The organism is Pseudomonas sp. D3-10, assembly GCF_051132175.1.
Taxonomy (GTDB): Bacteria; Pseudomonadota; Gammaproteobacteria; order Pseudomonadales; family Pseudomonadaceae; genus Aquipseudomonas.
The window spans coordinates 984,138-1,009,979 of record NZ_CP071668.1; the positions used below are offsets into that span (position 1 = coordinate 984,138).

General features: G+C 60.1%; 26 protein-coding genes. 12 read left to right on the forward strand and 14 right to left on the reverse strand.

The window, feature by feature from the left end; all coding sequences use genetic code 11:
- Positions 1–8 precede the first annotated feature (8 nt).
- Entirely contained in the window at positions 9–1,907 is a 1,899-nt protein-coding gene (gene cysN / locus J3P90_RS04235) for a sulfate adenylyltransferase subunit CysN (RefSeq protein ID WP_420765505.1), read from the forward strand.
- A 177-nt stretch (positions 1,908–2,084) separates the two neighbouring features.
- Here cysN and J3P90_RS04240 read toward each other — a convergent pair whose 3' ends face one another.
- The 3 genes from J3P90_RS04240 to J3P90_RS04250 form a co-directional block, all read right to left on the reverse strand.
- Positions 2,085–2,993 carry an acyltransferase gene (locus J3P90_RS04240; protein ID WP_434675862.1) on the reverse strand — a complete coding sequence of 303 codons (909 nt, stop codon included), beginning with the start codon at positions 2,991–2,993 and terminating at the stop codon, positions 2,085–2,087.
- Positions 2,994–5,093 carry a phosphate acetyltransferase gene (pta, locus tag J3P90_RS04245; protein ID WP_420765503.1) on the reverse strand — a complete coding sequence of 700 codons (2,100 nt, stop codon included), beginning with the start codon at positions 5,091–5,093 and terminating at the stop codon, positions 2,994–2,996.
- 89 nt (positions 5,094–5,182) lie between these two features.
- A complete protein-coding gene (locus J3P90_RS04250) occupies positions 5,183–5,521 on the reverse strand; it encodes a DUF3565 domain-containing protein (protein ID WP_420765502.1) in 339 nt (112 codons plus the stop codon).
- Here J3P90_RS04250 and J3P90_RS04255 point away from each other — a divergent pair.
- From J3P90_RS04255 to J3P90_RS04265, 3 genes are all read left to right on the forward strand, one after another.
- Positions 5,490–5,975 carry an FKBP-type peptidyl-prolyl cis-trans isomerase gene (locus J3P90_RS04255; RefSeq protein WP_265066092.1) on the forward strand — a complete coding sequence of 162 codons (486 nt, stop codon included), beginning with the start codon at positions 5,490–5,492 and terminating at the stop codon, positions 5,973–5,975. The genes J3P90_RS04250 and J3P90_RS04255 overlap by 32 nt on opposite strands.
- A gap of 122 nt (positions 5,976–6,097) precedes the next feature.
- Entirely contained in the window at positions 6,098–6,580 is a 483-nt protein-coding gene (locus J3P90_RS04260; protein WP_434607742.1) for a glutathione peroxidase, read from the forward strand.
- Positions 6,581–6,769: 189 nt separating this feature from the next.
- Positions 6,770–7,873 (forward strand): NADH:flavin oxidoreductase, encoded by a 1,104-nt coding sequence (locus J3P90_RS04265; protein WP_434648939.1) that lies wholly within the window; start codon positions 6,770–6,772, stop codon positions 7,871–7,873.
- 56 nt (positions 7,874–7,929) lie between these two features.
- Here the strand turns inward: J3P90_RS04265 and J3P90_RS04270 are convergent, their stop codons facing one another.
- Together J3P90_RS04270 and cysZ are read right to left on the reverse strand one after the other, a co-directional pair.
- On the reverse strand, positions 7,930–9,129 hold the full coding sequence (locus J3P90_RS04270) for a glycosyltransferase family 4 protein (RefSeq protein ID WP_434675863.1): 1,200 nt from the start codon (positions 9,127–9,129) through the stop codon (positions 7,930–7,932).
- Positions 9,130–9,169: 40 nt separating this feature from the next.
- Complete coding sequence (gene cysZ, locus J3P90_RS04275; protein WP_434607736.1) at positions 9,170–9,925, reverse strand: sulfate transporter CysZ; 756 nt, start codon at positions 9,923–9,925, stop codon at positions 9,170–9,172.
- Between the two features lie 312 nt (positions 9,926–10,237).
- On the opposite strand from cysZ, the gene trxB reads away from it, so the two are divergent.
- A complete protein-coding gene (gene trxB / locus J3P90_RS04280; protein WP_420765497.1) occupies positions 10,238–11,200 on the forward strand; it encodes a thioredoxin-disulfide reductase in 963 nt (320 codons plus the stop codon).
- A gap of 193 nt (positions 11,201–11,393) precedes the next feature.
- Here the strand turns inward: trxB and J3P90_RS04285 are convergent, their stop codons facing one another.
- From J3P90_RS04285 to folM, 6 genes are all read right to left on the reverse strand, one after another.
- Complete coding sequence (locus J3P90_RS04285; RefSeq protein ID WP_420765496.1) at positions 11,394–12,644, reverse strand: 2-aminoadipate transaminase; 1,251 nt, start codon at positions 12,642–12,644, stop codon at positions 11,394–11,396.
- A gap of 180 nt (positions 12,645–12,824) precedes the next feature.
- Entirely contained in the window at positions 12,825–13,163 is a 339-nt protein-coding gene (locus tag J3P90_RS04290; RefSeq protein WP_420765495.1) for a HopJ type III effector protein, read from the reverse strand.
- Positions 13,156–13,452: a DUF1244 domain-containing protein gene (locus J3P90_RS04295; protein ID WP_420765494.1), complete on the reverse strand. Its 297-nt coding sequence runs from the start codon at positions 13,450–13,452 to the stop codon at positions 13,156–13,158. Before J3P90_RS04295 ends, J3P90_RS04290 begins: the two co-directional genes overlap by 8 nt.
- 97 nt (positions 13,453–13,549) lie before the next feature.
- Positions 13,550–13,930, reverse strand: coding sequence for a dihydroneopterin triphosphate 2'-epimerase (gene folX / locus J3P90_RS04300; RefSeq protein WP_420765493.1), 381 nt, complete (start codon positions 13,928–13,930; stop codon positions 13,550–13,552).
- The gene (gene folE, locus J3P90_RS04305) at positions 13,931–14,488 is read right to left on the reverse strand and encodes a GTP cyclohydrolase I FolE (protein ID WP_434560605.1); all 558 of its coding nucleotides are present in this window, start codon (positions 14,486–14,488) and stop codon (positions 13,931–13,933) included.
- A gap of 21 nt (positions 14,489–14,509) precedes the next feature.
- The gene (gene folM, locus J3P90_RS04310; RefSeq protein ID WP_434675864.1) at positions 14,510–15,214 is read right to left on the reverse strand and encodes a dihydromonapterin reductase; all 705 of its coding nucleotides are present in this window, start codon (positions 15,212–15,214) and stop codon (positions 14,510–14,512) included.
- 298 nt (positions 15,215–15,512) lie between these two features.
- Between folM and J3P90_RS04315 the strand changes: the two genes are divergently transcribed.
- Positions 15,513–16,472: a MerR family transcriptional regulator gene (locus J3P90_RS04315; RefSeq protein ID WP_434675865.1), complete on the forward strand. Its 960-nt coding sequence runs from the start codon at positions 15,513–15,515 to the stop codon at positions 16,470–16,472.
- A 7-nt stretch (positions 16,473–16,479) separates the two neighbouring features.
- Here J3P90_RS04315 and J3P90_RS04320 read toward each other — a convergent pair whose 3' ends face one another.
- Together J3P90_RS04320 and J3P90_RS04325 are read right to left on the reverse strand one after the other, a co-directional pair.
- On the reverse strand, positions 16,480–17,085 hold the full coding sequence (locus J3P90_RS04320; protein ID WP_420765489.1) for a hypothetical protein: 606 nt from the start codon (positions 17,083–17,085) through the stop codon (positions 16,480–16,482).
- Positions 17,086–17,134: 49 nt separating this feature from the next.
- Positions 17,135–17,608 (reverse strand): PAS domain-containing protein, encoded by a 474-nt coding sequence (locus J3P90_RS04325; RefSeq protein WP_434560601.1) that lies wholly within the window; start codon positions 17,606–17,608, stop codon positions 17,135–17,137.
- 154 nt (positions 17,609–17,762) lie between these two features.
- Between J3P90_RS04325 and J3P90_RS04330 the strand changes: the two genes are divergently transcribed.
- From J3P90_RS04330 to J3P90_RS04345, 4 genes are all read left to right on the forward strand, one after another.
- On the forward strand, positions 17,763–18,221 hold the full coding sequence (locus tag J3P90_RS04330; protein WP_434675866.1) for a flavodoxin: 459 nt from the start codon (positions 17,763–17,765) through the stop codon (positions 18,219–18,221).
- Positions 18,222–18,353: 132 nt separating this feature from the next.
- Complete coding sequence (locus J3P90_RS04335) at positions 18,354–19,136, forward strand: class II aldolase/adducin family protein (protein ID WP_434607725.1); 783 nt, start codon at positions 18,354–18,356, stop codon at positions 19,134–19,136.
- The gene (locus tag J3P90_RS04340; RefSeq protein ID WP_434607723.1) at positions 19,136–20,038 is read left to right on the forward strand and encodes an alpha/beta fold hydrolase; all 903 of its coding nucleotides are present in this window, start codon (positions 19,136–19,138) and stop codon (positions 20,036–20,038) included. Before J3P90_RS04335 ends, J3P90_RS04340 begins: the two co-directional genes overlap by 1 nt.
- 147 nt (positions 20,039–20,185) lie before the next feature.
- Positions 20,186–21,097, forward strand: coding sequence for an SDR family oxidoreductase (locus tag J3P90_RS04345; protein ID WP_420765484.1), 912 nt, complete (start codon positions 20,186–20,188; stop codon positions 21,095–21,097).
- A 42-nt stretch (positions 21,098–21,139) separates the two neighbouring features.
- On the opposite strand, the gene J3P90_RS04350 is transcribed toward J3P90_RS04345, so the two are convergent.
- Positions 21,140–21,904 (reverse strand): N-acetylmuramoyl-L-alanine amidase, encoded by a 765-nt coding sequence (locus tag J3P90_RS04350; protein ID WP_434560595.1) that lies wholly within the window; start codon positions 21,902–21,904, stop codon positions 21,140–21,142.
- 743 nt (positions 21,905–22,647) lie between these two features.
- On the opposite strand from J3P90_RS04350, the gene J3P90_RS04355 reads away from it, so the two are divergent.
- Both J3P90_RS04355 and J3P90_RS04360 read left to right on the forward strand, forming a co-directional pair.
- Entirely contained in the window at positions 22,648–24,441 is a 1,794-nt protein-coding gene (locus J3P90_RS04355; RefSeq protein ID WP_434675867.1) for a DUF1302 domain-containing protein, read from the forward strand.
- A 22-nt stretch (positions 24,442–24,463) separates the two neighbouring features.
- Positions 24,464–25,831, forward strand: coding sequence for a DUF1329 domain-containing protein (locus J3P90_RS04360; RefSeq protein ID WP_434675868.1), 1,368 nt, complete (start codon positions 24,464–24,466; stop codon positions 25,829–25,831).
- Positions 25,832–25,842 lie beyond the last annotated feature (11 nt).

Below are 25,842 nucleotides of genomic sequence, written 5' to 3' on the forward strand. Positions count from 1 at the left end.
GGGTTGTCATGTCGCACGCATCTGATTTGATCAGCGAGGACATCCTCGCCTACCTGGGCCAGCACGAGCGTAAAGAGCTGCTGCGCTTTTTGACCTGCGGTAACGTCGATGACGGCAAGAGCACCCTGATCGGGCGCCTGCTGCACGACTCCAAGATGATCTATGAAGATCACCTGGAAGCCATTACCCGTGATTCGAAGAAAGTCGGCACCACCGGTGACGATATCGACCTGGCGTTGCTGGTCGATGGTCTGCAGGCCGAGCGCGAGCAAGGCATCACCATTGATGTCGCCTACCGCTATTTCTCCACCGCCAAGCGCAAATTCATCATCGCCGACACCCCCGGCCATGAGCAGTACACCCGCAACATGGCCACCGGTGCTTCCACCTGTGACCTGGCGATCATCCTGGTGGATGCCCGCTACGGCGTGCAGACCCAGACCCGTCGCCACAGCTTCATCGCCTCGTTGCTAGGCATCAAGCACATCGTCGTGGCCATCAACAAGATGGACCTCAAGGACTTCGACCAGGGCGTGTTCGAGTCGATCAAGGCCGACTACCTCAAGTTCGCCGAAGGCTTGAAGATGAAGCCCACCAGCATGCACTTCGTGCCGATGTCGGCCCTCAAGGGCGACAACGTGGTGAACAAGTCCGAGCGCTCGCCGTGGTACACCGGCCAGTCGCTGATGGAAATCCTCGAGACCGTGGAAGTGGCGGGCGATCGCAACTTCACCGACCTGCGTTTCCCGGTGCAGTACGTCAACCGTCCGAACCTGAACTTCCGCGGTTTCGCCGGCACCCTCGCCAGCGGCATCGTGCACAAGGGCGACGAAGTGGTGGTGCTGCCTTCCGGCAAGAGCAGCCGCGTGAAATCCATCGTCACCTTCGAAGGCGAGCTGGAGCACGCCGGCCCGGGTCAGGCTGTCACGCTGACCATGGAAGACGAGATTGATATCTCCCGTGGCGACCTGCTGGTGCATGCCGACAATGTCCCGCCGGTCACCGACAGCTTCGAAGCGATGCTGGTGTGGATGGCCGAGGAGCCGATGCTCCCGGGCAAGAAATATGACATCAAGCGCGCCACGAGCTACGTGCCCGGTTCGATTGCCAGCATCGTCAACAAAGTCGATGTGAACACCCTCGAGGAAGGTCCGGCCAGCGCGTTGCAACTCAACGAAATCGGCAAGGTGAAGATCGCCCTGGATGCGCCGATCGCCTTGGACGGTTACGAGAGCAACCGCACCACTGGCGCGTTCATCGTCATCGACCGTCTGACCAACGGCACCGTGGGCGCGGGCATGATCGTGGCCCAGCCGCTGGCCCACGGCAGCAGCACGCACCACGGCAAACTGGCCCATGTGTCGGTGGAAGAACGTACCCAGCGCTTCGGCCAGCAGCCGGCCACGGTGCTGTTCAGCGGCCTGTCGGGCGCGGGCAAGAGCACGTTGGCCTATGCGGTGGAGCGCAAGCTGTTCGACATGGGCCGTGCGGTGTTTGTACTCGATGGCCAGAACCTGCGCCACGACCTCAACAAGGGGCTGCCGCAAGACCGTGCCGGACGTACCGAGAACTGGCGTCGCGCGGCTCACGTCGCCCGTCAGTTCAACGAAGCCGGCCTGCTGACCCTGGCTGCGTTCGTCGCGCCGAGTGCCGAAGGCCGTGAACAGGCCAAGGACTTGATCGGTCGCGAGCGCCTGGTGACCGTCTACGTCCAGGCCTCGCCAACGGTATGTGCCCAGCGTGATCCACAAGGGCTGTACGCGGCTGCCGGCGATAACATTCCGGGCGAGTCGTTCCCATACGACGTGCCGCTGGATGCCGACCTGGTGATCGACACCCAGTCGCTGACGTTGGAAGAAAGCGTCAAGCAAGTGCTGGATCTGCTGCGCAAGCGTGGCGCGATCTAAGCAACGCCGCTGTAAATGAAAAGCCCGCGGATGAGTGATCATCTGCGGGCTTTTTCGTTTATCTGGAGTTCGACTCGATCAACTGTGGGAGCGAGCCTGCTCGCGATGGCGGTGGTTCAGTCTCCATCTATGCCGGCTGAAACCGCAATCGCGAGCAGGCTCGCTCCTACAAGGAGTTCAGTGGCGGTCTGGATATTCCCGATGCATCTGCTCAAGCAGCGCATCCTTGTCCTGCCACAGCTGGTTGATCCAACCCTGGAACTCCAGGCGATACTCCCCGTCCTGGTCGTAGCTTTTGCCAATGAACTGCGGCGGTATCTTCAGCTCCTGGAAGTGCACCACCACCTCGCCAACGTTGCCGCAGAGCAAATCCCGATACCCCGGGCGGCCGCCCGGATAATGAATCGTCACGTTGATGATCGACTCCAATTGTTCGCCCATCGCATCGAGCACAAACGCGATGCCGCCGGCCTTGGGCTTGAGCAGGTAGCGAAACGGTGATTGCTGCTGGGCATGCTTGCTTTCGGTGAAGCGCGTGCCCTCAACGAAATTGAAAATACCCACCGGGTTGTTGCGGAATTTCGCACAGGTGCTGCGGGTGGTTTCCAGGTCCTTGCCTTTCTTTTCCGGATGTTTTTCCAGGTAAGCCTTGGAGTAACGCTTCATGAACGGGAAGCCCAGTGCCCACCAGGCCAGGCCAATCACCGGCACCCAGATCAGCTCTTGCTTGAGGAAAAACTTCAACGGTCGGATGCGTCGGTTCAGCACGTACTGCAACACCATGATGTCGACCCAGCTTTGATGATTGCTGGTGACCAGATATGAGTGTTGGTAGTCCAGGCCTTCCAGCCCGCTGATATGCCAGCGGGTACGGCGCAACAGGTTCATCCAGGCCTTGTTGTTGCTGATCCAGGCTTCGTGGATATGGCTCATCAGCCAGTCGGTAATACGCTGGGCAGCGGGGAAGGGCAGCAACAGTTTGAAGATCGCCACGATGAACAGCGGCGTGCAGCAGGCGATGGTGTTCAACGCCAACAGCAGCGAGGCGATCACGCCCCGTACAGGGGGAGGCAGGAAATCCAGCATTTAAATATCCAGAGGTCGGTTGGCGGCTTGAATCGCGGTCAAGGCGATGGTGTAGACGATGTCATCGACCTGGGCACCACGCGGCAAGTCATTCACGGGCTTGCGCAGACCTTGCAGCATTGGCCCGAGGCTGACGCAATCGGCGCTGCGCTGCACGGCCTTGTGGGTGGTATTGCCGGTATTGAGGTCCGGGAAAATGAACACGGTGGCCCGACCTGCGACCTGGCTGTTGGGCGCCAGTTGCCGTGCCACGGCTTCGTTGGCGGCGGCATCGTATTGCAGCGGGCCGTCGATCAACAGCCCCTGTTGCGCCTCATGGGCCAGCAGCGTTGCTTCGCGGACCTTTTCCACTTCTTCGCCGCTGGCCGACTCACCGCTGGAATAGCTGAGCATCGCGACCCGTGGCGTGATACCGAACGCCGCGGCGGAGTCGGCGCTTTGCAAGGCGATCTCGGCCAGTTCCGCAGCGCTTGGGTGCGGGTTCATCACGCAATCGCCATACACCAGCACTTCCTCGGGAAACAGCATGAAGAATACCGACGACACGAGCGAACAGCCCGGCGCGGTCTTGATCAATTGCAACGCCGGGCGGATGGTGTTGGCGGTGGAGTGGATGACGCCGGAGACGAGCCCGTCCACTTCATCCAGCGCCAGCATCATGGTGCCGATCACCACGGTGTCTTCCAGTTGCTGCTCGGCCATGGGAGCGTTCAGGCTTTTGCTCTTGCGCAGCCGCACCATGGGCTCGACGTAACGCTCGCGAATCACATCCGGGTCGAGAATCTCCAGCCCCGGCGGCAGTTCGATACCCTGGGCACGGGCCACGGCCTCGACGTCGGCCGGTTTTGCCAGCAACACGCAGCGGGCGATGCCCCGCGCCTGGCAAATGGCGGCGGCTTGCACTGTCAGCGGTTCGCTGCCTTCCGGCAATACAATGCGTTTGTTGGCAGCCTGGGCGCGCTGGATCAGTTGATAGCGGAACACCGCCGGTGACAGGCGCATCTCCCGTGGCGTGCCGCAGCGCTGGTGCAGCCATCGGGCGTCCAGGTGGCTGGCGACAAAATCGGTGATTATTTCCGCGCGTTCGCGGTCATCGATGGGGATTTCCTTGTTCAAGCCGTTGAGCAGATTGGCGGTGTCGTACGAGCCGGTGCTCACCGACAGCACTGGCAACCCGGCCTGCAACGCACCGCGGCAAAGGTCCATGATGCGTGGATCGGGCAGGGTGTCGCTGGTCAGCAGCAGGCCGGCCAGCGGTACGCCGTTGATCGCCGCCAGGCTTACGGCGAGGATGATGTCGTCGCGATCACCAGGGGTCACCACCAGTACGCCGGGCTTGAGCAGTTCCACGGTGTTGCGCATGGTGCGGGCGCAAATGATGATGTTGCTCATGCGCCGCGTTTCGTAGTCGCCGGCATTGAGCACCTGCGCGCCCATCAGGTCGGCCACGTCGCGGGTACGCGGGGCGTTGAGCTCGGGGCGAAACGGGATGCAGCCGAGCAGGCGGAAGTCGCCGCTGCGCAGCAACGGAGAATGTTCCTTCAGGCGCGCGGTGAACGCCTCCATGCTTTCGTCGGTGCGAACCTTGTTCAAGATCACGCCGAGGACTTTCGGGTCCTTGGGGCCGCCAAACAGTTGTGCCTGCAACTCGACGCGACCGGAAAGCTCCGTCAGCACTTCGTTTTCCGGCGCCGACACCAGAATCACTTCGGCGTCCAGGCTCTTGGCCAGGTGCAGGTTGACCCGGGCGGCGTAGCTCGCGCTGCGGGTCGGGACCATGCCCTCGACGACCAGTACGTCCTTGCCGACGGCGGCCTGCTGGTAGAGTGTGATGATTTCTTCCAGCAGCTCATCGAGCTGGCCATCGCCGAGCATGCGCTCCACGTGAGCCAGGCCCAGCGGTTGCGGTGGCTTGAGGCCGTGGGTGCGGGCCACCAGTTCGGTGGAGCGTTCCGGGCCGGTATCGCCAGGATGAGGCTGGGCAATGGGTTTGAAAAAGCCGACTTTGAGCCCGGCCCGTTCCAGGGTACGCACCAGCCCGAGGCTGATGGAGGTCAGGCCCACGCCAAAATCGGTGGGTGCGATAAAAAAAGTTTGCATGCGGATTCTCTAAGGGTGCATGGCCAGTGCCCTGTATTTGCGAAACAGGGCACCAGGGCGCGACCTATGACTGGTCATCTACCCACAATTCAGTCGCCAAGGTTATCGCTAACCGGGCCTTGAGCGCACCAGCCGCAAGCAAAGGGCTGGCCGATTTTTTCAATACGTTGCGCCGGGTCCAGTACCCAGGCCCGGGATTGCCACGGTGGCTGGTGGCGCAGGTGCTGGGTGTGGCCGCATGACAGCTCGACGACCCAGTGTCCGTCCTCATCCTGGCGGAAACCCGTGACCGTTGGTCTGTTCGAGCTAGCCCGTTTGTCCGGGTTCCGTTCGCTTTCGGGCAAATCCTTGTTTAGACTTGTCCGTTCTTCATTCTTATGCAAAAGGTCTCGCCCCATGCTGATCGCCGCCAATAAGGCTGTCTCCATCGACTATACCCTGACCAACGACGCTGGTGAGGTCATCGACAGCTCTGCCGGCGGCGCTCCGCTGGTCTACCTGCATGGTGCAGGCAACATCATCCAGGGCCTGGAAAAAGCCCTCGAAGGCAAAACCACCGGCGACGAGCTGAACGTGACCGTCGAGCCGGAAGACGCCTACGGCGAGTACTCCGCCGAACTGGTCAGCACCCTGAGCCGCAGCATGTTCGAAGGTGTGGATGAGCTGGAAGTCGGCATGCAGTTCCACGCTTCGGCGCCGGATGGCCAGATGCAGATCGTCACCATTCGCGACCTGGACGGCGATGACGTCACCGTTGACGGCAACCACCCGTTGGCCGGCCAGCGCTTGAACTTCCAAGTCAAGATCGTCGATATCCGTGACGCCAGCCAGGAAGAAGTTGCCCATGGCCACGTCCATGGCGAAGGCGGCCATCACCACTGATTCCTGCGCTACGTTCAAGGAAACAGTGAACTGGAAAGGCGCCATACGGCGCCTTTTTAGTCGCTTGCTGTTAGCATCACCCATGGCTGTATCGAAAAGATCTGCAAACCTGGAGTTTCGTCATGAGTGCTTTCCACGACCTTAAACTGACAACCCTGGATGGTCAGGAGCTTCCTCTGGCACCGTTCAAAGGGCAAGTCGTGCTGGTGGTCAACGTTGCCTCCAAATGTGGCCTGACGCCTCAATACGCGGCGCTGGAAAATCTCTACCAGCAGTACAAGGACAAGGGCTTCAGTGTGCTGGGCCTGCCCTGCAACCAGTTCGCCGGACAAGAGCCTGGAACCGAGCAGCAAATCCAGGAATTCTGCAGCCTCAACTATGGCGTGACGTTCCCGCTGTCCAGCAAGCTGGAAGTGAACGGTCACGAACGTCATCAGCTCTATCGTCTGCTGGCGGGCGAGGGCGCCGAGTTCCCTGGAGACATTACCTGGAACTTCGAAAAATTCCTGCTCGGCAAGGACGGCCGGGTGCTGGCGCGTTTCTCGCCGCGCACGCCGCCCGATGATCCTGCGGTGATCCAGGCGATCGAAAAAGCCCTGAGCTAAACCGTCAGGCGAACCTTTGTGGCGAGAGGATACATTCCCTCGCCACGTATTGCGGGCCTCAAAACAAAAGCGTTCTCTCGGCTCCCTTCTGATCCTTAATCACTCCAATCAATAGTGCTACCCAGCTCTGCTTCAGCTTCATATTATCGTCGTCATATATGAACCGTGACCGATCCCGTGGAGTGCCCCATGCCTGTACAAGCCCTGTTCAAACCCTTTCAGCTCGGCACGTTCCAGCTGCCGACCCGGGTCGTGATGGCGCCGATGACCCGTTCCTTTTCGCCGGGCGGCGTACCGAACAGCAAGGTGATCGAGTACTACCGTCGTCGCGCGGCGGCCGGGGTTGGCCTGATCATCACCGAGGGCACGACGGTCGGTCACAAGGCGTCCAATGGCTACCCGAACGTACCGCATTTCTACGGTGACGCCGCGCTGGCGGGTTGGAAGAAAGTAGTCGATGCGGTGCACGCCGAAGGCGGCAAGATCGTTCCGCAACTGTGGCACGTAGGCAATGTCCGACGCCTCGGTACCGAGCCGGACGGCGCCGTACCAGGCTATGGCCCGACTGAAAAGCTCAAGGATGGCCAGGTCGTGGTTCACGGCATGACCCAGGCAGACATCGACGAAGTCATCGCCGCCTTCGCCCAAGCGGCAAAAGATGCCAAGGGTATCGGCATGGACGGCGTCGAGATCCACGGCGCCCACGGCTATCTGGTGGATCAGTTTTTCTGGGAAGGCAGCAACCAGCGCACGGACGGTTACGGCGGCGACCTGGCCAACCGTTCGCGCTTCGCCATCGAGCTGATCCGCGCCGTGCGCGCTGCGGTGGGCGAAGATTTTCCGATCATTTTCCGATTTTCTCAATGGAAGCAGCAGGACTACACCGCGCGCCTGGTGCAGACGCCTGAGGCGCTGGAAGCGTTCCTCAAGCCGTTGGCCGATGCCGGCGTGGATATTTTCCATTGCTCCACGCGTCGGTTCTGGGAGCCTGAGTTCGACGGTTCGGACCTGAACCTGGCCGGCTGGACCCGCAAGCTCACCGGCAAGCCAACGATTACCGTCGGCAGCGTCGGCCTGGACGGCGAGTTCCTGCAGTTCATGGTCAATACCGACAAGGTTGCCCAACCGGCCAGCCTGGAAAACCTGCTGGAGCGCCTGAACAAGGAAGAGTTCGACCTGGTGGCGGTGGGCCGTGCTCTGCTGGTGGATCCCGACTGGGCGCAGAAAGTGCGTGACGGGCGTGAGCAGGACATCCTGCCGTTCAGTCGCGAGGCGTTGATGACCTTGGTGTAAGCGGCGTCTGCCTTCGCGAGCAGGCTCGCGATGGCTGCCTCGGCATCATCGGATAATCAACGCACAGTCGGCGCAGCAGGCAGCACCTGCTCGCCGACACAAGCGCTTCGCAATAACGCCTCGAACTGCTCGATCACCGCCCCCCAGCCCTGGCGGCTGGCATGCTGGCGCGCGTTGAGCCTCACGCAACGCAAGGCCTCTGGCTCTTCCAACAGCCAACGGGCCGCGTCGCAAAATGCCTCTTCATCCCCAGGCATCGCCAATACGCCGTTATAGCCATGACGGATGTGCTGCGCCGCCGCGGCCTGGTCGTAGGACACCACGCCCAGCCCGGATGCCAGTGCTTCCAGCACAACGTTGCCGAAGGTTTCGGTCAGGCTCGGAAAGACAAACACATCCCCGGACGCGTAATGGGCGGCCAGCGCTTCGCCTCGTTGCGCCCCGCAGAATATCGCCTCGGGCAGTTGTTGCTCGAGAGCGAGCCGCTGTGGGCCGTCTCCAACGATCACCAGTTTGATTTGCCGTGTCGCAAAAGCACTGCGCAGGGTGTCGAAACTGCGTTTGAGCAGCGCCAGGTTTTTCTCCGGCGCCAGGCGTCCCACATGAAGCACCGCGATAGCGTCATCATCCAGGCCCCAGCTCTTGCGCAAGGCGGCTGAGCGTTTGGCCGGATGAAATAAATGGCTATCCACGCCACGGGACAACAATGCCACGCGTTCGAAATGCCGGCGTTCCAGTTCCAGGCGCTGGCTGACGCTGGGCACCAGCGTCAGGCTTGAGCGGTTATGGAACCAGCGCAAGTAATGCGTGAGCCCACGGCTCAGCAGGCCGAGGCCGTATTGCTGGGTGTATTGCTGGAAGTTGGTATGGAAGCCACTGACCACCGAAATACCCAGGCGCCGCGCGGCACGCAACGCAGACAAGCCCAGCGGCCCTTCGGTGGCGATATACAACACGTCCGGGCGATGACGCTTCCAGCGCCGCAACAGCTTGTGCATCGAAGCCTGTCCCCACTGCAAACCCGGATACCCCGGCAATGGCCAGCCCCGGCACAGCAGCAATTGGTCATCACTGGTCAGACCCTGGTCTCCCGCCTGGCGAGGGCGAATCAGTTCTACCCGATGCCCGCGGGCGCGCAAACCGTCATGAAGACGACCCAGGGTATTGGCTACGCCATTGATTTCCGGCGCAAAGGTTTCGGTGACGAGCGTAACGTGCAGGAGTGTGGTCATGGCCCCAGTGTCGACCGGGGCCATTTCGCCAGTGTGACGTCAGGATGACGGATTTGTGACCGGGTCAGCCCTGTCGCGCCAGCGCCGTCTCGGCGCCTTGCTCCCGCACCCAGAACAACGTCGCCCCGGCCACCGCCGCCGGCATCATCAGAATGTTCACGAAGGGAATCAGCAGCACCAGGTACACGCTGCCGCCAAAACCCAGGCTCTGCCAGCGCTTTTCCCGCAGCCAGGCGAGCATTTCGTTCCAGCCCAGCTTGTGGTTGTCCGCCGGGTAGTCGATGTACTGGATCGCCATCATCCAGATCCCGAACAGCAACCACAGTGGCGCGGCCACCAGATTGACCACCGGGATGAACGACAGCACGAACAGCCCCAGGGCTCGGGGCAGAAAATAACCGAGCTTGCGCGCCTCTCGAGCCAGGGTGCGCGGGACCATGGCGACCAACTCGCCCCAACTGAACGCTGGGAAATCATCCGTGCCGCGTACTACCACTTCGACCTTCTCGGCGAGAAAACCGTTGAAAGGCGCCGCGATGATGTTGGCAAGCATCGTGAAAGTGAAAAATACCATCAGCACCACAAGGACGACGAACAGAGGCCACAGGACATAGCTCAGGAAACTCAGCCAATCCGGCAGCGACGGCATCAGCGTGTCGACCCACAAGCTGAACTGGTGGCCGGCGAGGTAGATCAGCCCGACGAACAACACCAGGTTGACAGCCAGCGGCAGCAGAACAAAGAGGCGCAGGCTGGGGCTCAGGACCAATTTGAGCCCTTCGCGCAAATATTGCGGGCCGGACAGGACGGGGGCGGGCATAGGTGGCTCCAAGGGTAGTGGACGCGCCCGACCTTACCGACTTTGCCTTGTGCGGGAAAGTCGCGACACGGCGTGTAACAAAGGTTTAGCGCAGGTTTGTCGCTATCGGCGGCGTCGCGGCGGATAGAGCTCACCTATGAGCTGGATTGTTAAACCGTATTTCCTTAATCTTCGGTCCCTCGATACGCTGCACCCATTCTTTTTACAGGACTGTCGAACCCAAGCCTTCCCCAAGTGCATCAACAGTCTTTTTTTATTCCCGCCGCTCAGCCGGCGTTCCGGGCCGCAGGGTCCGGTCAACAGGAGCAGGTCATGTCTGAAGTCCGTCATTCGCGTGTGATTATTCTCGGTTCCGGCCCTGCCGGTTACAGCGCCGCGGTTTATGCGGCACGTGCCAACCTCAAGCCGTTGTTGATCACCGGCATGCAAGCCGGCGGTCAATTGACCACCACCACCGAAGTCGACAACTGGCCAGGCGACGTCCACGGCCTGACCGGCCCGGCCTTGATGGAGCGCATGAAAGAACACGCCGAGCGCTTCGAGACCGAGATCGTCTTCGACCACATCAATGCCGTGGATTTCGCCGCCAAGCCATACACCTTGACCGGCGACAGCGCGACCTACACCTGCGATGCCCTGATCATCGCCACCGGCGCCAGCGCTCGTTACCTGGGCCTGCCATCGGAAGAAACGTTCATGGGCAAAGGCGTTTCGGCCTGCGCTACCTGCGACGGTTTCTTCTACCGCAACAAACCCGTGGCGGTGGTCGGCGGCGGCAACACCGCGGTCGAGGAAGCGCTGTACCTGGCCAACATCGCCAGCACGGTCACCCTGGTTCACCGTCGCGAAACATTCCGCGCCGAGAAGATTTTGATCGACAAGCTCAACGCCCGCGTCGCCGAAGGCAAGATCATCCTCAAGCTCAACGCGACCCTGGACGAAGTGTTGGGTGACAACATGGGCGTGACCGGCGCGCGCTTGAAGAACAACGATGGCAGCTTCGAAGAAATCAAGGTTGACGGCGTATTCATCGCCATCGGCCACACGCCGAATACTTCGTTGTTCGAAGGCCAGCTGGAGCTCAAGGACGGCTACCTGGTCGTCAAGGGTGGCCGCGACGGCAACGCTACCGCCACCAGCGTCGAAGGTATCTTCGCCGCCGGCGACGTGGCCGACCACGTCTACCGCCAGGCCATCACCTCGGCTGGCGCTGGTTGCATGGCGGCTCTGGACACCGAACGTTACCTGGACGGCCTGCAGAACGTTTCGTTCTGATTCATCGGGCATTAAAAAAACCGGCTTCGGCCGGTTTTTTGTGCTTGGTATTTAACGCAACTTCATAGGCGGTTTCTGTGGGAGCGAGCTTGCTCGCGATGGCGTCAACCAGTCAATGTCGGTGTTGGCTGATATACCGCGATCGCGAGCAGGCTCGCTCCCACAAGGTTATGTGTGGTCAGGAAAACCTTGATCAGGCCAGTTCCGCCAGGCACGCCTCCAGGATGTCCAAGCCCTCTTCCAGCACCGCCGCTTCGGTCGTCAACGGCGCCAGCAGCCGGATGATGTGCCGCGATTTACCACTGGGCATCAGCAGCAGGCCCGACTCACGTGCCAGGGCCAGCAGTTGTGTCAGTTGTGCCGGGGCCGGGGTGCCATCGGCGTGGGCCAGTTCGATCCCGCGCATGGCGCCGACGCCGGTCAGGCGGCCCAGGTACGGCGACAGCCCACGGCGGCGCCACGACTCGTAGCGGCTGACGATCGCTTCTTCCTGTTGTGCGCCCCACGCGTGGAGATTGGCGTCAGTCATTTCATCCAGCGTTGCCAGCGCGGCGGCGCAGGCGATGGGGTTGCCGGAATAGGTGCCACCGAGCCCGCCCTTTGGCAGGTTATCCATCAGCGACTTGCGCCCTACCACCGCCCCCAGAGGGACACCGCCAGCGATGCTTTTGCCCAGCAGGATCAGGTCCGGGTCGATCCCCAGTCGCGAGAACGCGAAGCGCTGGCCGGTGCGGCCGAAACCGGACTGGATCTCATCAACGATCAGCACGATGCCCTTGTCGTCGCAGAACTGCCGCAACGCCTGGGCGAATGCCACGTCCATCGCCAGGAAACCGGCTTCGCCCTGCACCGGCTCGACGATGAAACAGGCCACGTCGTTTACATCGATCTCGACGCTGAACAGCCTGTCCATGGCTTTCAGCGCTTCGGCGCACGTCACGCCATTGTCGTGGCTGGGGTAGGGCAGGTGATAGACCGGTCCGGGCAGTACGCCGACTTTCTGTTTGTACGGCGCGACCTTGCCGTTGAGATTGAGGGTGGCGAGGGTTCGCCCATGGAAGCCGCCGTCGAAAGCAATCACGGCAGTGCGTCCCGTGGCGCCGCGCACGATCTTCAAGGCATTTTCAGCCGCTTCGGCGCCGCTGTTGGTCAGCATGCCGCTCACCGGATAACCGACCGGGATGAATGCGGCCAGGCGCTCCATCAATTGGAGGTAAGGCGCGTGGGGCGCGGCATTGAAGGCGTAGTGCGTCAGGCGGGTGGCTTGCTCGCGGATCGCCTCGACGATGCGAGGATGACAATGGCCCAGATTCAACACGCCAATGCCACCCACGAAATCAATATAGCGCTTGGCGTCGCAATCCCAGACCTCGGCATTTTTCCCGTGGCTGAGACTGACGGGGTGAACGAAGGAAATCGATTGGCTGATGCTGTCGCGGCTCATGGATGACGGCTCGGAAGAAGAAAGGATTTGCCTTATCTAAGCCGCGAGAAGCAGTGCCCGGCAAACGAAATAAAGTCGCCGGGTCAATCATAAAAGTCGGGATGTGGTGAGGTGCCATTTAACTTGAGACGTATTCCCCGTAGCGAGGGAACAAGCTCCCTCGCTACGACAGCGGGTGAATCAGCGGCGTTGCAATGGCTGGGCTTCGAACTTCACCCCCGCCAACCCGTGGGCTATCAGCGCGCGGATATTGCCGTGGTCGCTGCCTTCGGGCGTGTTCAGTACCGAACGGTAGTGCTCGCCGAATGCCAGGAGCGCCTCTTTGTCGCTCAAGCCTTCAAGCAGTGCCAGGCCCAACGTCTTGCAGGAGCCTTCGTTCTGCCCGGCCGCGTTCTTCACGCCACCGTTGTCGAAGGCCTGGGGCTGGTAGTCGTAGCCTTCGGCAATGAACGCCAGGGTGTCGGCAAAGACATGCTCACCGCTCTCGAGGCTGGCGCGGAAAGTGTTCAGGTCAAGCATCGGGGTTTCCTTTGGCAAACGCCGCTTGCTGCTCGGCATTGGCTTCTTTCTGGTATTGGGCTTTCCATTCGGCATAGGGCATGCCGTAGACAACTTCGCGCGCATCATCGAGGCTGACCTCGACCTGACGCTCATCGGCGGCGGCCTTGTACCACTTGGACAGGCAGTTGCGGCAGAAACCGGCGAGGTTCATCAGGTCGATGTTCTGCACATCCTTGCGGCTGTCGAGGTGGGCAACCAGCCGGCGGAAAGCGGCGGCTTCAAGTTCGAGGCGTTGTTGGTCGTTCATGAGGGTCTCTGCGAGACAGCTTCAAGCGGCGAGCTTCAAGCTGCAAGTTGGTTTGCGGTGTTCAGGCTTGAAGGTTACAGCTTGAGACTGTTGGCGGCTACGGAGTAGCCCTGCTTGCTGCGAGCGTGATCGATACGGACTCGGCGAAGCGCAGCGCGTGTGGCTTGTCGACTTCGACCTCGGCGTACAGCACCGACTCGTTCGCCATGACCAGGTCCAGCAACTCCTGGGTGAGGCGTTCGAGCAGGGCGAAGCGATTGCCTTCCACATGGGCAATGACTGCCTTGGTAATGGTGCGGTAGTTCAGGGCGTGGTCGATGTCGTTGTCGCGCACGGCCTCTTGAGCCGCGTAGAGGATGGTCAGGTTGATCAGCACATCCTGCTTGTTGAGGATTTCATCCTCATTGATGCCGATGAACGTACGCAGGCGCAGGTCCTTGACCTTGATACGCGCCATGGCGGGTTGAAGTTGAGGCATTTATTGGCTCCGTCGAATCAATTGCAGAAACTCCTGACGCGTGGTGCTGGATTCGCGAAAGGCACCGAGCATCACCGAGGTGTTCATGGTCGAGTTCTGTTTTTCCACACCGCGCATCATCATGCACATGTGTTGGGCTTCGATCACCACCGCAACGCCGGCAGCCTGGGTGACCTCCTGCACGGCGTCGGCAATTTGCCGGGTGAGATTCTCCTGGATTTGCAGGCGGCGGGCGAACATGTCCACCAGCCGGGCGACCTTCGACAGCCCCAGGACCTTGCCCGTTGGAATATAAGCCACATGGGCCTTGCCGATGAAGGGCAGCAGGTGATGTTCGCACAGTGAATAAAGCTCGATGTCGGCGACGATCACCATTTCATCGCTGTCGGAAGCAAACAGAGCGCCGTTGACGATCTGCTCGACGCTTTGCTCGTAGCCATGACACAGGTACTGCATGGCCTTGGCCGCGCGCACCGGAGTATCCAGCAGGCCTTCGCGCTCCGGGTCTTCGCCCAGGCCGATCAGGATCTCACGGTAATGCTGGGGCGAAAGCGCCATGGATACTTCCTCGAACCGTGACTATTTGATGTGCCGCCCGCCATTTACCGTCAGGGTCGTGCCGGTGACATATGAGTTATCCAGCAGATAACGCAAACTCTGGTACATGACTTCGCTGCCGGGCTCGATACCCAGCGCGGACTTGGCCAGGGCCTTGGCACGATAGGTTGGGTCGTCGCCGGGATTGAACAGTAGCAGGGCCGGGGCGATACCGTTGACTTTGATGGCCGGTGCATACTTCGCCGCAAATGACAGTGTCAGACTTTCGAGGCCGGCCTTGGTGGCGCAATAGGCGATGTGCTTGCTGCTGCCTTTGCGTGTCACGTCATCGCTGATGTGCACGATATCCGCTGGGACCGAACGACGCAGAAGCTCGGCGCAATGCAGGTTGATCAAGTAAGGCGCGAGCATATGGACGCCAAACATGGCGTTGAACGCGGTGGCTTCGCTATCCGGCGTCTCTGCCAGCCAGGCCGAGGCGTTGTGCACGATGGCTCGCAACTGGTCGGTGTGCTGCTTGAGCAGATCGATGAACGCCAGGATTCCCGGTTCGCTGGCAAGATCGGCAAACAGCACCGTGGCCCCCAGGTCCCGCAGCGTCTGCACGCCCAGGCGTTCGGTGCGGTAAGTGGCTATGACCGGCTGCCCGTCCTCCAATAAACGTCGGGCGCAGTGCAGGCCGACGCGTTGGGCTGCGCCGGTGATCAGGATCGGGGCGGTGGACATGGGACGGTTCGGCTCGGTTCGCGGCACAAGCAAAAACTATAACAGCGACGGCCGGCGCCTCCTATGCGTAAAGACGAATCCAGCGCTGGGGCGCTGTCAGGGGGTTAACGATTTCGAGACCGGCTATGGGAAAAACGCCCCGTGGGCGTTGGGCTGCGCCTGGTAGCAGGGTGCGCGAGCATTGTTCCTTTCGAGCAATAAACAACGAATCCGCAGGGCGGACGTGTTTGTCCTTGTCAGCCTATGGCAGGAAAGGGGTAAACTGGGATCCAATTTTCCAGCTGGGAAATCCAGGCAAATGAGCGCGATAGTCGAGGAAAACCACCCTTCTCAGGCATCTGTCGCTTCGACCCGCGAGGATTTGCTTCCGATTCGGGAAGTCGCCCGGTTGACGGGGGTCAACCCGGTGACCTTGCGTGCATGGGAGCGTCGCTACGGCCTGATCCAGCCCACACGCACCGAAAGCGGGCATCGCTTGTATTCTTTGATCGATATCGAAAAGGTGCGGAGCATTCTCGCCTGGATCGAGCGCGGGGTCGCCGTGAGCAAGGTGGGTAAGATCCTTGCGAAAACCGAATCGGTACGGCCAGTCTCCAAGTTTATTTCACCCGATCTGGTTCGTGCCGATTACAGCGATTGGCAGCAGCAGGTGTCGGATGCGGTCGGCAATTTTGACGACATCGAACTGGATCGTGTCTACGGAAAGATTTTCTCGAGTTACGCCGAGCCCGTGGTATTCCAGGACATTCTGATGCCGCTCTGGCGAGACCTGCTGCATCGCCAGCATGAGTTCGGGCATACCAGCGAATGGCTGTTCTTCGACGGTTTCTTGCGTTCGCGGGTCATGCACCGTCTCTTGCTCAAGCGTGAGGCAACCTCGCGGCGAGTGCTGGTCAGTGCCGTTGCTGGTCAATGCCGGGAGTTGGAGTTGCTGGTAACAGCGCTGTTCGTTTCCAAGGCAGAGGTGGGCGTGCGGGTCATGCCCGTCGGGCAGCCCTTTGATGAACTGACGCTGGTTTGCCAGAAGATCCGGCCGTTGGCGTTGGTGCTGGTCTCCAATCATGCACCGGCCGCCGAATTGCCCAGGCGGCTGACCAAATTGGCGATGGGCCTGGATTGTCCCCTGTTGCTGGCCGGCGATGCGTCCGACCTGGCGCAGGAAAGCCTGGCGGGATCGCCGATCGCTTGTCTGGGAAATGAGGGTTCGGTGATGGGGCAGCGCTTGCATCAGTTCCTGGCGGGTAACCTGGATACGTGAACCGCGTTTAGAAGTGCATCGCCGGATGGGTCAGGCGGTGCTGTTGCAGGATGTATTGGCGCAGGCGCTCGGTTTCGTCCTGGTCATGCTGGGCCAGGTGATAGGCATACATGCCTTGCTCTGTTTCCCGTTCGAAAGTCCCGCGAAGAGAAATCCTTTCATAGCCAGACGGGCTGAACCACAGGGCGAATTGCTTGGGCGGCTTGGTGCGATTGCGTATTTCCAGCAATACGCCTTTGCAAGAGACCTCGTGCACCCATAAGGGCCCTGGCTGGCCCTTGGCGTTCTCCAGGGCGACCGGTTCATCGAGCGTCAAGCGCCACGGGCGCACCTTCGGCCCCTCTTCATAGATGCTCGGCACACCCAGGCGAAGGTGCATCGCGTGGAATTCATCTTCGACCAGTTGTAACGGAAAGGTCATCTGTTGATTTTCGAAATTGGCCTGCAGCGTGACCTGTTCATTCGCCGCCAGGCGTGTCAGCAGATCACGGATCTGCGACCCACCGTTTACCAGCAAGCTCGACGTGACATCCCGCTCGTTCAACTGCGGGTTGTGCTGCATGGTCCGGATGAAATCCAGCTCATCCTGGGTGAGAAGGGCGTCGCGCTGCATAAGGTGCTCGAAAAAAATTACTTTCACCGGTGATTGTAGTGACTGACCGCTAATTCGCGGTTTTGTTTTCGCCATTCGTCGCATGGAGGCGCGCGACGGTTTCCCGGGCTTCAGCCAACTCCGCTTCCAGTTGGGTAATGCGCTGTTGAGCCTTCACTTGGGCCGTTACGTCTTTTTGCACACCGACGAAATAGGTGTGGCCGTCAGCCTCGTTTTTCACCGTGGACAGCGACAACTCGTTCCAGAACGGTGTGCCGTCCTTACGGTAGTTGCGCAGGATCTGCCGGCAGGAGCCGCCTTGCTTCAACGTCGTGCGAATGAATTCGAGGGAAGGCTGGTCGCGATCACCCGACTGCAAAAAACGGCAGTCCTGGTAGAGGATTTCGTCACTGCTATAGCCAGTCAGCCGCTCGAATGCAGGGTTCACGTAGATCAGTATGTTGTCTTCGCCTTCCTTCTCGGCGATGACGATCCCGTCGTTCGAAGCGTTGATCACCAATTGCATCAGATGAGCGTTGATCATGAAACCTTCCCTGTTGAGCAGCCGAATAAACGCTTTATAAAAAAGAACGTCGAGCGATGTCTATTTGCCATTATCTGGTGTTGAGAGTCAATCGCAGCTTTTACCCGCAGCCTGTTACTATTCCGGTCTTCTATTCAGCTTCAGGATCAGATTGATGAAAGTCGCGATTCTTTCCGGCTCCGTATACGGCACGGCCGAAGAAGTTGCCCGCCACGCCGAAACAATGTTGCGTGATGCCGATTTCGAAACCTTCCTTAATCCGCGGGCAACCTTGGCGGATATCCTGTCCTTCGGACCACAAGCGTTGCTAGCCGTAACGTCGACAACGGGCATGGGTGAGCTGCCGGACAACCTGATGCCGCTGTACTCAATGATTCGCGACCAGCTGCCCGCATCGTTCCGCGGCTTGCCTGGCGCTGTCATCGGCCTGGGTGATGCCAGTTATGGCGACACGTTCTGCGGCGGCGGCGAGCAGATGTGTGAATTGTTCGCCGAGCTGGACGTGCAGCAAGTACTGCCTATGTTGCGCTTGGATGCCAGTGAAAGCGTTACGCCTGAGTCGGATGCCGAACCCTGGCTGAAGGAGTTGATCGGCAAATTGAAGCCGGCCTGATGTGACCCGCTCGGCCAGTAAGCTGGCTGCCAATGCAACTACCGCCCTCGCTGGAGCTGACTAGACTGGTTTTCTTGTTCACGAAGAAGTGGACGTTTTCTTATAACAAGAAGCCAGAGAGAGGTCATAGCCGTGAGCGTAGCGTCCCTTCAATCGGCAGCCAGCATCAAGGATCAGGTCAGTGCAGCCGAATGGCAAACCCGAGTCGATCTTGCGGCCTGTTATCGGCTGATCGCGCTGCATGGCTGGGACGACCTGATCTTCACCCATGTCTCTGCGAAGGTGCCTGGCACGGAAGAGTTTCTGATCAATCCGTACGGCTTGATGTTCCAGGAAATCACCGCCTCGAACCTGGTCAAGATCGATCAGGCTGGCAACAAGCTAATGGACAGCCCCTACGAGATCAACCCCGCGGGCTATACCATCCACAGCGCGATTCACGAGGTGCGGCACGACGTGGCGTGTGTGCTGCACACCCACACCGCCGCCGGCGTCGCGGTGTCGGCGCAGAAGCAAGGAGTGCTCCCGATCAGCCAGCAGTCGTTGTTCGTACTGTCGAGCCTGGCGTACCACCCTTATGAAGGGGTGGCTTTGAATCCTGAGGAAAAAGTCCGCCTGCAAGCTGACCTCGGTGAGAACAATTTCCTGATGTTGCACAACCATGGCCTGCTGACCTGCGGCGGGACGATTGCCGATACGTTCCTGATGATGTTCATTTTCCAGCGAGCCTGCGAAATCCAGGTCCTTGCCCAGACCGGCGGCGCCGAGCTGATTGCCATCGAGCCGCAGGTGCTGGCCGGTGCCCGTGCGATGGTGGCCGGCGTGACCAAGAGCGCCCAGGGCATGGGAGGCGCGTTGGCCTGGCCGGCGCTCCTGCGCAAACTCGACCTGCAAGATCCGAGTTATAAGAGCTGATGCCCATGGTCCAGATCCCCTTGCGTATCTGGCGCCAGCGCGGCCAGACGTTCATGTTTCGTGGCCACGCTATCCGTTACTGGACTGCGGGGCACGGCGAGCCATTGCTGCTAATCCACGGGTTCCCTACCGCAAGCTGGGATTGGCACTACCTTTGGCAGCCGCTGGCACAACGTTATCGGGTGATTGCCTGCGACATGCTCGGTTTTGGTGACTCCGCCAAGCCAGTGGACCATGTCTACAGCCTGCTCGAACAGGCCGATCTGCAACAGGCACTGCTGGCCCACCTGAATGTGACGCAAGCGATCCATATACTGGCCCATGACTACGGCGACAGTGTGGCGCAGGAGCTCATCGCCCGGCATGGCGAGGCACGCGCCAATGTCGCCAGTTGCACCTTTCTCAATGGCGGTTTATTTCCGGAAACCCATCGTCCGGTGCTGATGCAAAAACTGTTGCTCAGCCCTCTGGGTTGGCTGATCGGCCGGGCGTTTTCCAGGGATGGCCTGGTCAAGAGTTTCCGACGGATCTTCGGCCCTTGGACTGCTCCCACCGAGAGTGAACTGGATGATTACTGGAGCCTGGTCGAAACCCATCGCGGGCCACGGATCATGCACAAACTCATTGCCTATATCCCGGAGCGGCGCGTGCAGCGTGATCGCTGGGTCAAGGCGATGCAGCGCGGCGAGGTGCCCATGCGGGTGATCGATGGGGCGTTCGATCCCATTTCCGGCGCGCATATGGTGGCGCGCTACCAAGCCCTGGTTCCCAACCCCGACACAGTGTTGTTGCCCGATATTGGTCACTACCCCCACACCGAGGCGCCTGTACAGGTGCTCAAGCATTACCTCGCGTTTCGTGAAGCCATCGCTGCGCCTTCCCGGCAACTGGCGTGTTCCTGACGCTTGCCTCAGGGCGACGTAGCGCAACCGGGGCATCATCCCTGCACCTTATCGGCTGCTATTCACTTTCTCCCTTGTTGATTGTGACTGGTCGGCTTGTACAGGAGACTCGTGGCAATGTCCTATCGGCCTGTTGGAGTTCTGCCCATGAATGATTCTGTGCGCTTCGAAGATAAAGTCGTGATCGTCACCGGAGCCGGTGGCGGCCTGGGTCGCGCCCATGCGCTGTTGTTCGCCAGGCATGGCGCAAAAGTGCTGGTCAACGATCTTGGCGGTTCGGCGCAGGGGGAGGGAGCCAACGCTTCGGCGGCGGATCGGGTGGTCAGTGAAATTCGCGAAGCCGGCGGCGTTGCCGAAGCCAATCACGATTCGGTTACCGATGGCGACAAGCTAGTACAGAATGCCCTCGACGTGTTCGGCAGGGTTGATGTTGTCGTCAACAACGCCGGTATCCTGCGAGACAAGACTTTTCACAAAATGGACGATGCCGATTGGGACCTGGTGTATCGCGTTCATGTCGAAGGCGCTTACAAAGTTACTCGTGCGGCCTGGCCGCATTTGCGCGAGCAGAATTATGGCCGGGTAATCTTCACGGCTTCCACGTCCGGCATCTACGGCAACTTTGGCCAGTCCAATTACGGCATGGCCAAGCTTGGTCTCTATGGCCTGACTCGCACCCTGGCCATCGAAGGTCGCAAGAACAATATCCTGGTCAATGCCATCGCTCCCACCGGCGGCACCCGCATGACCGAAGGCCTGATCCCGCCGCAAGTGTTCGAGCAACTCAAGCCTGAACTGGTCAGCCCACTGGTGGTGTACCTGGCCAGTGAAGCCTGCCAGGAAACCTCCGGATTGTTCGAAGTGGGCGGCGGCTGGATGGGCAAGGTGCGCTGGGAGCGCAGCCTCGGCGCGGGGTTCGACCCGCGCGAAGGTTTCTCGCCGCAAGACGTCGCCGCCCACTGGCAGCAGATCTGTGACTTCCAGGATGCTGTTCACCCGAATGACAACCTCGAAGCCTTGAAAGAGATGATGGCTAACCTGCAGCGTTACGCCGTTTAAACCCATCGCCCGGACCGGTTGCCGTCAGCAGCGGTGACCGATTCAGGGGAAGTATTTCTTCACCAGGGCAGCCAGATTCGCGGCGGTCTCGATGTCCATCACACCGTCATACTTGGCCGGGCGGAAGTGCAGTTGGAAGGCGCGTACGAGTCGTTGAAAGCCTACGGTTGTGGTGGCCGCCGACGTGTCATAGCCATACCTCCTGAATAATCCCAGCAATTGTTCGCGAAGCGGGATTCCCTGGGTTTGGTATGCCTGCATGTAAGTTTTCTGGGTGCAATCGTCAAACCAAGCCCCAATTCCCTTGAGATACAGCGCGCGCCAAGGAAACATCGGGCCCGGGTCGCTTTTTCGCCCCGCAGCGATGTCCGAATGCGCCACCACGTTGACCGGGCTGATGTCCGGATATCGCTTGAGAATGTCGGATGCCAAATACTCGATGGCCTCGATTTGCTGGGCCTTATAGGGCGGAAAGGTAAATTGGCCTTGGTTGTCGGTGGCCAGGTTGACAATTTCAACGCCAATCGAAGTGTCATTCAAATTGCTGCGGTTGCCCCAACTGCTCACACCGGCATGCCAGGCCCGCTGGTTTTCGTCTACAAGGTTGAAGATCTGTGGCTCTTTAAAGCCAGCCTTCAAGTAAGTGGGGTCGGCAAAGTCGGGGATAAGGTAATGAGCACTGACCGAAGGACCGGTCAGTGCGGTGATGGAAGAGGCGAAGTTGCCGGCTGTGTAATGGAAGACCAGAAAGCGAATGCGGCTATTAAAACCTTTTCTAGAGCGATAACTTGTATTGTTTATCTGCATATCAATAATCCACTGATGAAAATCGAAGCGAAGTGCTGCGATTGACTTCAGCGTAACAGTGAAATTTTTATGTGCGCGTAGTTGGGTTCTCGGTTTGTTGTAGGAACTGGCGCTAGGTGGTTGAGGATTTTTTAATGGCAGTGAGAGTTAGATAGGTAGGAAGAATTTGAATGGCCGAAAATAGCTATTCCTGGCGGTCCCGTCGCGAAATTGATAATGGCTAATTAAATAAACTCGGCAGCTGAGGGATTACCTAGGTGTTGTAGGAATCGAGAAGTTTTTATCGAGAAAAATAACCTACAAATAAAAAAGGCCGCTGCAAAAGCAGCGGCCTAAGCATGACGTTGGAAAGGAGCTACAAATCAACGTCAGTTGTACACGGGGACGATGGATTGATGCGCAATCCATCCGAATGACGGTGCGTCAGGCGCGGGGGACGCCAGGCGACTTGTGCTTGCGGGCCCGTTGTCCTGCAAGCCCGGCCAGCATAGTAGGCGCAGGCTGTAGGAAACAGTCCGGTTACGGACATGCACTGTTGCAGTGGGCGCAACAGTTGCGAGCACCATGTTGGTCATGCGCGGCATTGATGACCCATCATCCAGTCCGTTCATGCTTGCCGCATAAGCCGTTCCCGCACGGGCAGTAATCCTTTTGGGGTACAGCGCGAATACCCCCTTGGTGCGCTTATCGCCCAATGCCGGCGGCAGTAGGGTGAAGGCTCTGTCACTCACCGGGGAAGACGCATGACAACAATAACAATGCGCGCCATCTTCAAGCCGCAGGCGCTGGCCGTCGCGGTGGCCTTGGGTTGCTGTGCCCAGGCGCAGGCCGTTTCTTTCAACATTGGCGAGATCGAGGGGCAGTTCGACTCCTCTCTGTCCGTCGGCGCGAGCTGGGGCATGCGCGATGCCGACAAGGATCTGGTCGGTACGGTCAACGGGGGGAGGGGGCAATCCTCCACCGGTGACGATGGGCGACTTAACTTCAAGAAAGGCGAGACCTTCTCGAAAATCTTCAAGGGCTTGCACGACCTGGAACTCAAGTACGGCGACACCGGTGTGTTCGTGCGCGGCAAGTACTGGTACGACTTCGAACTCAAGGACGAAAACCGGGAGTTCAAGGACATCAGCGACAGCAATCGCAAAGAAGGCGCCAAGTCATCGGGCGCGCAGATTCTCGATGCCTTTGTCTATCACAACTATTCCATCGCCGATTTGCCCGGCACCGTGCGCGCCGGCAGGCAGGTGGTCAGTTGGGGTGAAAGTACCTTCATCGGTAACTCCATCAACAGCATCAACCCGGTGGACGTGTCTGCGTTCCGTCGTCCGGGCGCGGAGATCAAGGAAGGCTTGATCCCGGTGAACATGCTGTTTGCTTCCCAGGGCTTGACGGACAAGCTCACTGTCGAAGGTTTCTACCAGATAGAGTGGGACCAGACGGTCGTCGATAACTGCGGTACGTTCTTCGGCAACGATGTGGTGGCGGATGGATGCACCACTGGTTACACCGTAGGCAGCCCGGCGATTGCGCCGTTCGTACCGCTGACCGAGGCATTTGGCCAGGGCATCCGCGTGACCAGCGAAGGGGTTGTGATTCCCCGCGGCGGTGACCGCGATGCGCGGGATTCCGGCCAGTGGGGGACGGCGTTGCGCTGGCTCGGCGATGACACCGAGTACGGCCTGTATTTCATGAATTACCACAGTCGTACGCCTACCGTGGGCACCACTACGGCCGGACTGTCCACGTTGTCCGCGCTGCCCGGCATGATTGCGATAGCCGAGGGGATTGCTCCGGGCAGCGGCGCGGGACTGGCACAAAGCGTAATGCTGGGTCGCGGTGGGTATTATCTTGAATACCCTGAAGACATCCGCCTGTACGGCGCGAGCTTCTCCACCACGCTGCCGACAGGCACTGCGTGGACCGGCGAGATCAGCTATCGCCCCAATGCACCGGTGCAGGTCAACACCAATGACCTGACGCTCGCCTTGGTGAACCCGATCGCCGGTGGCGCCGCGTCCCCCATCGCCACCTCGCCGGGCGCCGACAACACCGGCTACCGCCGCAAGGAAGTCACCCAGCTCCAGAGCACCCTGACCCACTTCTTCGACCAGGTATTGGGCGCCGATCGCCTGACCGTGGTAGGCGAGGCGGCGGTCGTGCATGTCGGTGGTCTCGAGTCGAAAGACGAGCTGCGTTACGGCCGCGACTCGGTCTATGGCCAGTACGGCTTCAACGGTGACACCGATGGATTCGTCACGTCGACGTCCTGGGGCTACCGCGCTCGGGCGATTCTCGACTACTCCAACGTCATCGGCGGGGTCAACTTCAAGCCCAACGTGTCCTGGTCCCACGATGTGGCCGGCTATGGGCCCAACGGCCTGTTCAACGAAGGCGCCAAGGCCGTCAGCGTCGGCGTCGATGCCGATTACCGCAATACCTACACCGCCAGTCTGAGCTACACCGACTTCTTCGGCGGCGATTACAACGTTCTCGAAGACCGCGACTTCCTCGCGCTGAGCTTCGGCGTGAACTTCTGATCTGGCTGACAAGGAAAACCCAATGCGCAAGACGATCCTGCAATGCGGTGCCCTGGCCCTGAGCCTGCTGGCCGTGAACGTGATGGCGGCGGTCTCGCCGGAGGAAGCGAACAAGCTGGGCACCAGCCTTACGCCTCTGGGCGCGGAAAAGGCCGGCAACGCTGACGGCTCGATCCCGGCCTGGACCGGCGGCATTCCGAAAAACGCTGGCGCCGTGGACAGCAAAGGCTTCCTGGCCGATCCGTTCGGCAATGAAAAACCACTGTTCACCATCACCGCCGCGACCGTGGACAAATACAAGGACAAGCTGTCCGACGGCCAGGTCGCGCTGTTCAAGCGCTACCCGGAAACCTACAAGATCCCGGTCTACCCGACACATCGCAGTGTCGGCCTGCCGCCGGAGATCTATGAGGCGGCCAAGCGCAGCGCGCTCAATGTGAACGCCATCAACGACGGCAACGGCCTGGCCAACTTCACCGGCAACCGGTATTACGCGTTTCCGATCCCGAAAAACGGCGTGGAAGTGCTGTGGAACCACATCACCCGGTACCACGGCGGTAACCTGCGGCGCGTCATCACCCAGGCCACGCCACAGACCAATGGCAGCTTCACGCCGATCCGCTTCGAAGAAGAGATCGCCGTGCCGTTCCTGATCAAGGACGCCGACCCGGAAAAAGCCAGCAACGTGTTGACCTACTTCAAGCAGGAGGTCACGGCGCCGGCGCGCCTGGCCGGTAACGTGCTGCTGGTACACGAGACGCTCGACCAGGTGAAGGAACCGCGCCTGGCGTGGATCTACAACGCCGGCCAGCGCCGGGTGCGACGTGCCCCGCAGGTGGCCTATGACGGCCCGGGGACGGCCGCCGACGGCTTGCGTACCTCCGACAACTTCGACCTGTTCTCCGGCGCGCCGGACCGCTACGACTGGAAGCTGATCGGCAAGAAGGAAATGTACATCCCGTACAACAGCTACAAGCTCGATTCGCCAAGCCTCAAATACGATGACGTGATCAAGGCCGGCCACATCAACCAGGACCTGACCCGCTACGAATTGCACCGGGTGTGGGAAGTGGTCGGGACGGTCAAGCCCAGCGAGCGGCATATCTACGCCAAGCGTCACATGTACATCGACGAGGACAGCTGGCAAGCGGCGCTGGTGGACCATTACGACGGTCGCGGCCAGTTGTGGCGCGTGGCAGAGGGGCATGCCCAGTTCTACTACGACCATCAGAACCCGGGTTACACCCTCGAGGCGCTCTACGACATCATCGCCGGCCGCTACATCGCGCTGGGCATGAAGAACGAAGAGAAACACGCCTACGTATATGGGTTCGAGGCCCGGGCGGCTGACTATACCCCGGCGGCGTTGCGTTCGAGTGGGGTCCGGTAAGCCTACTGGCG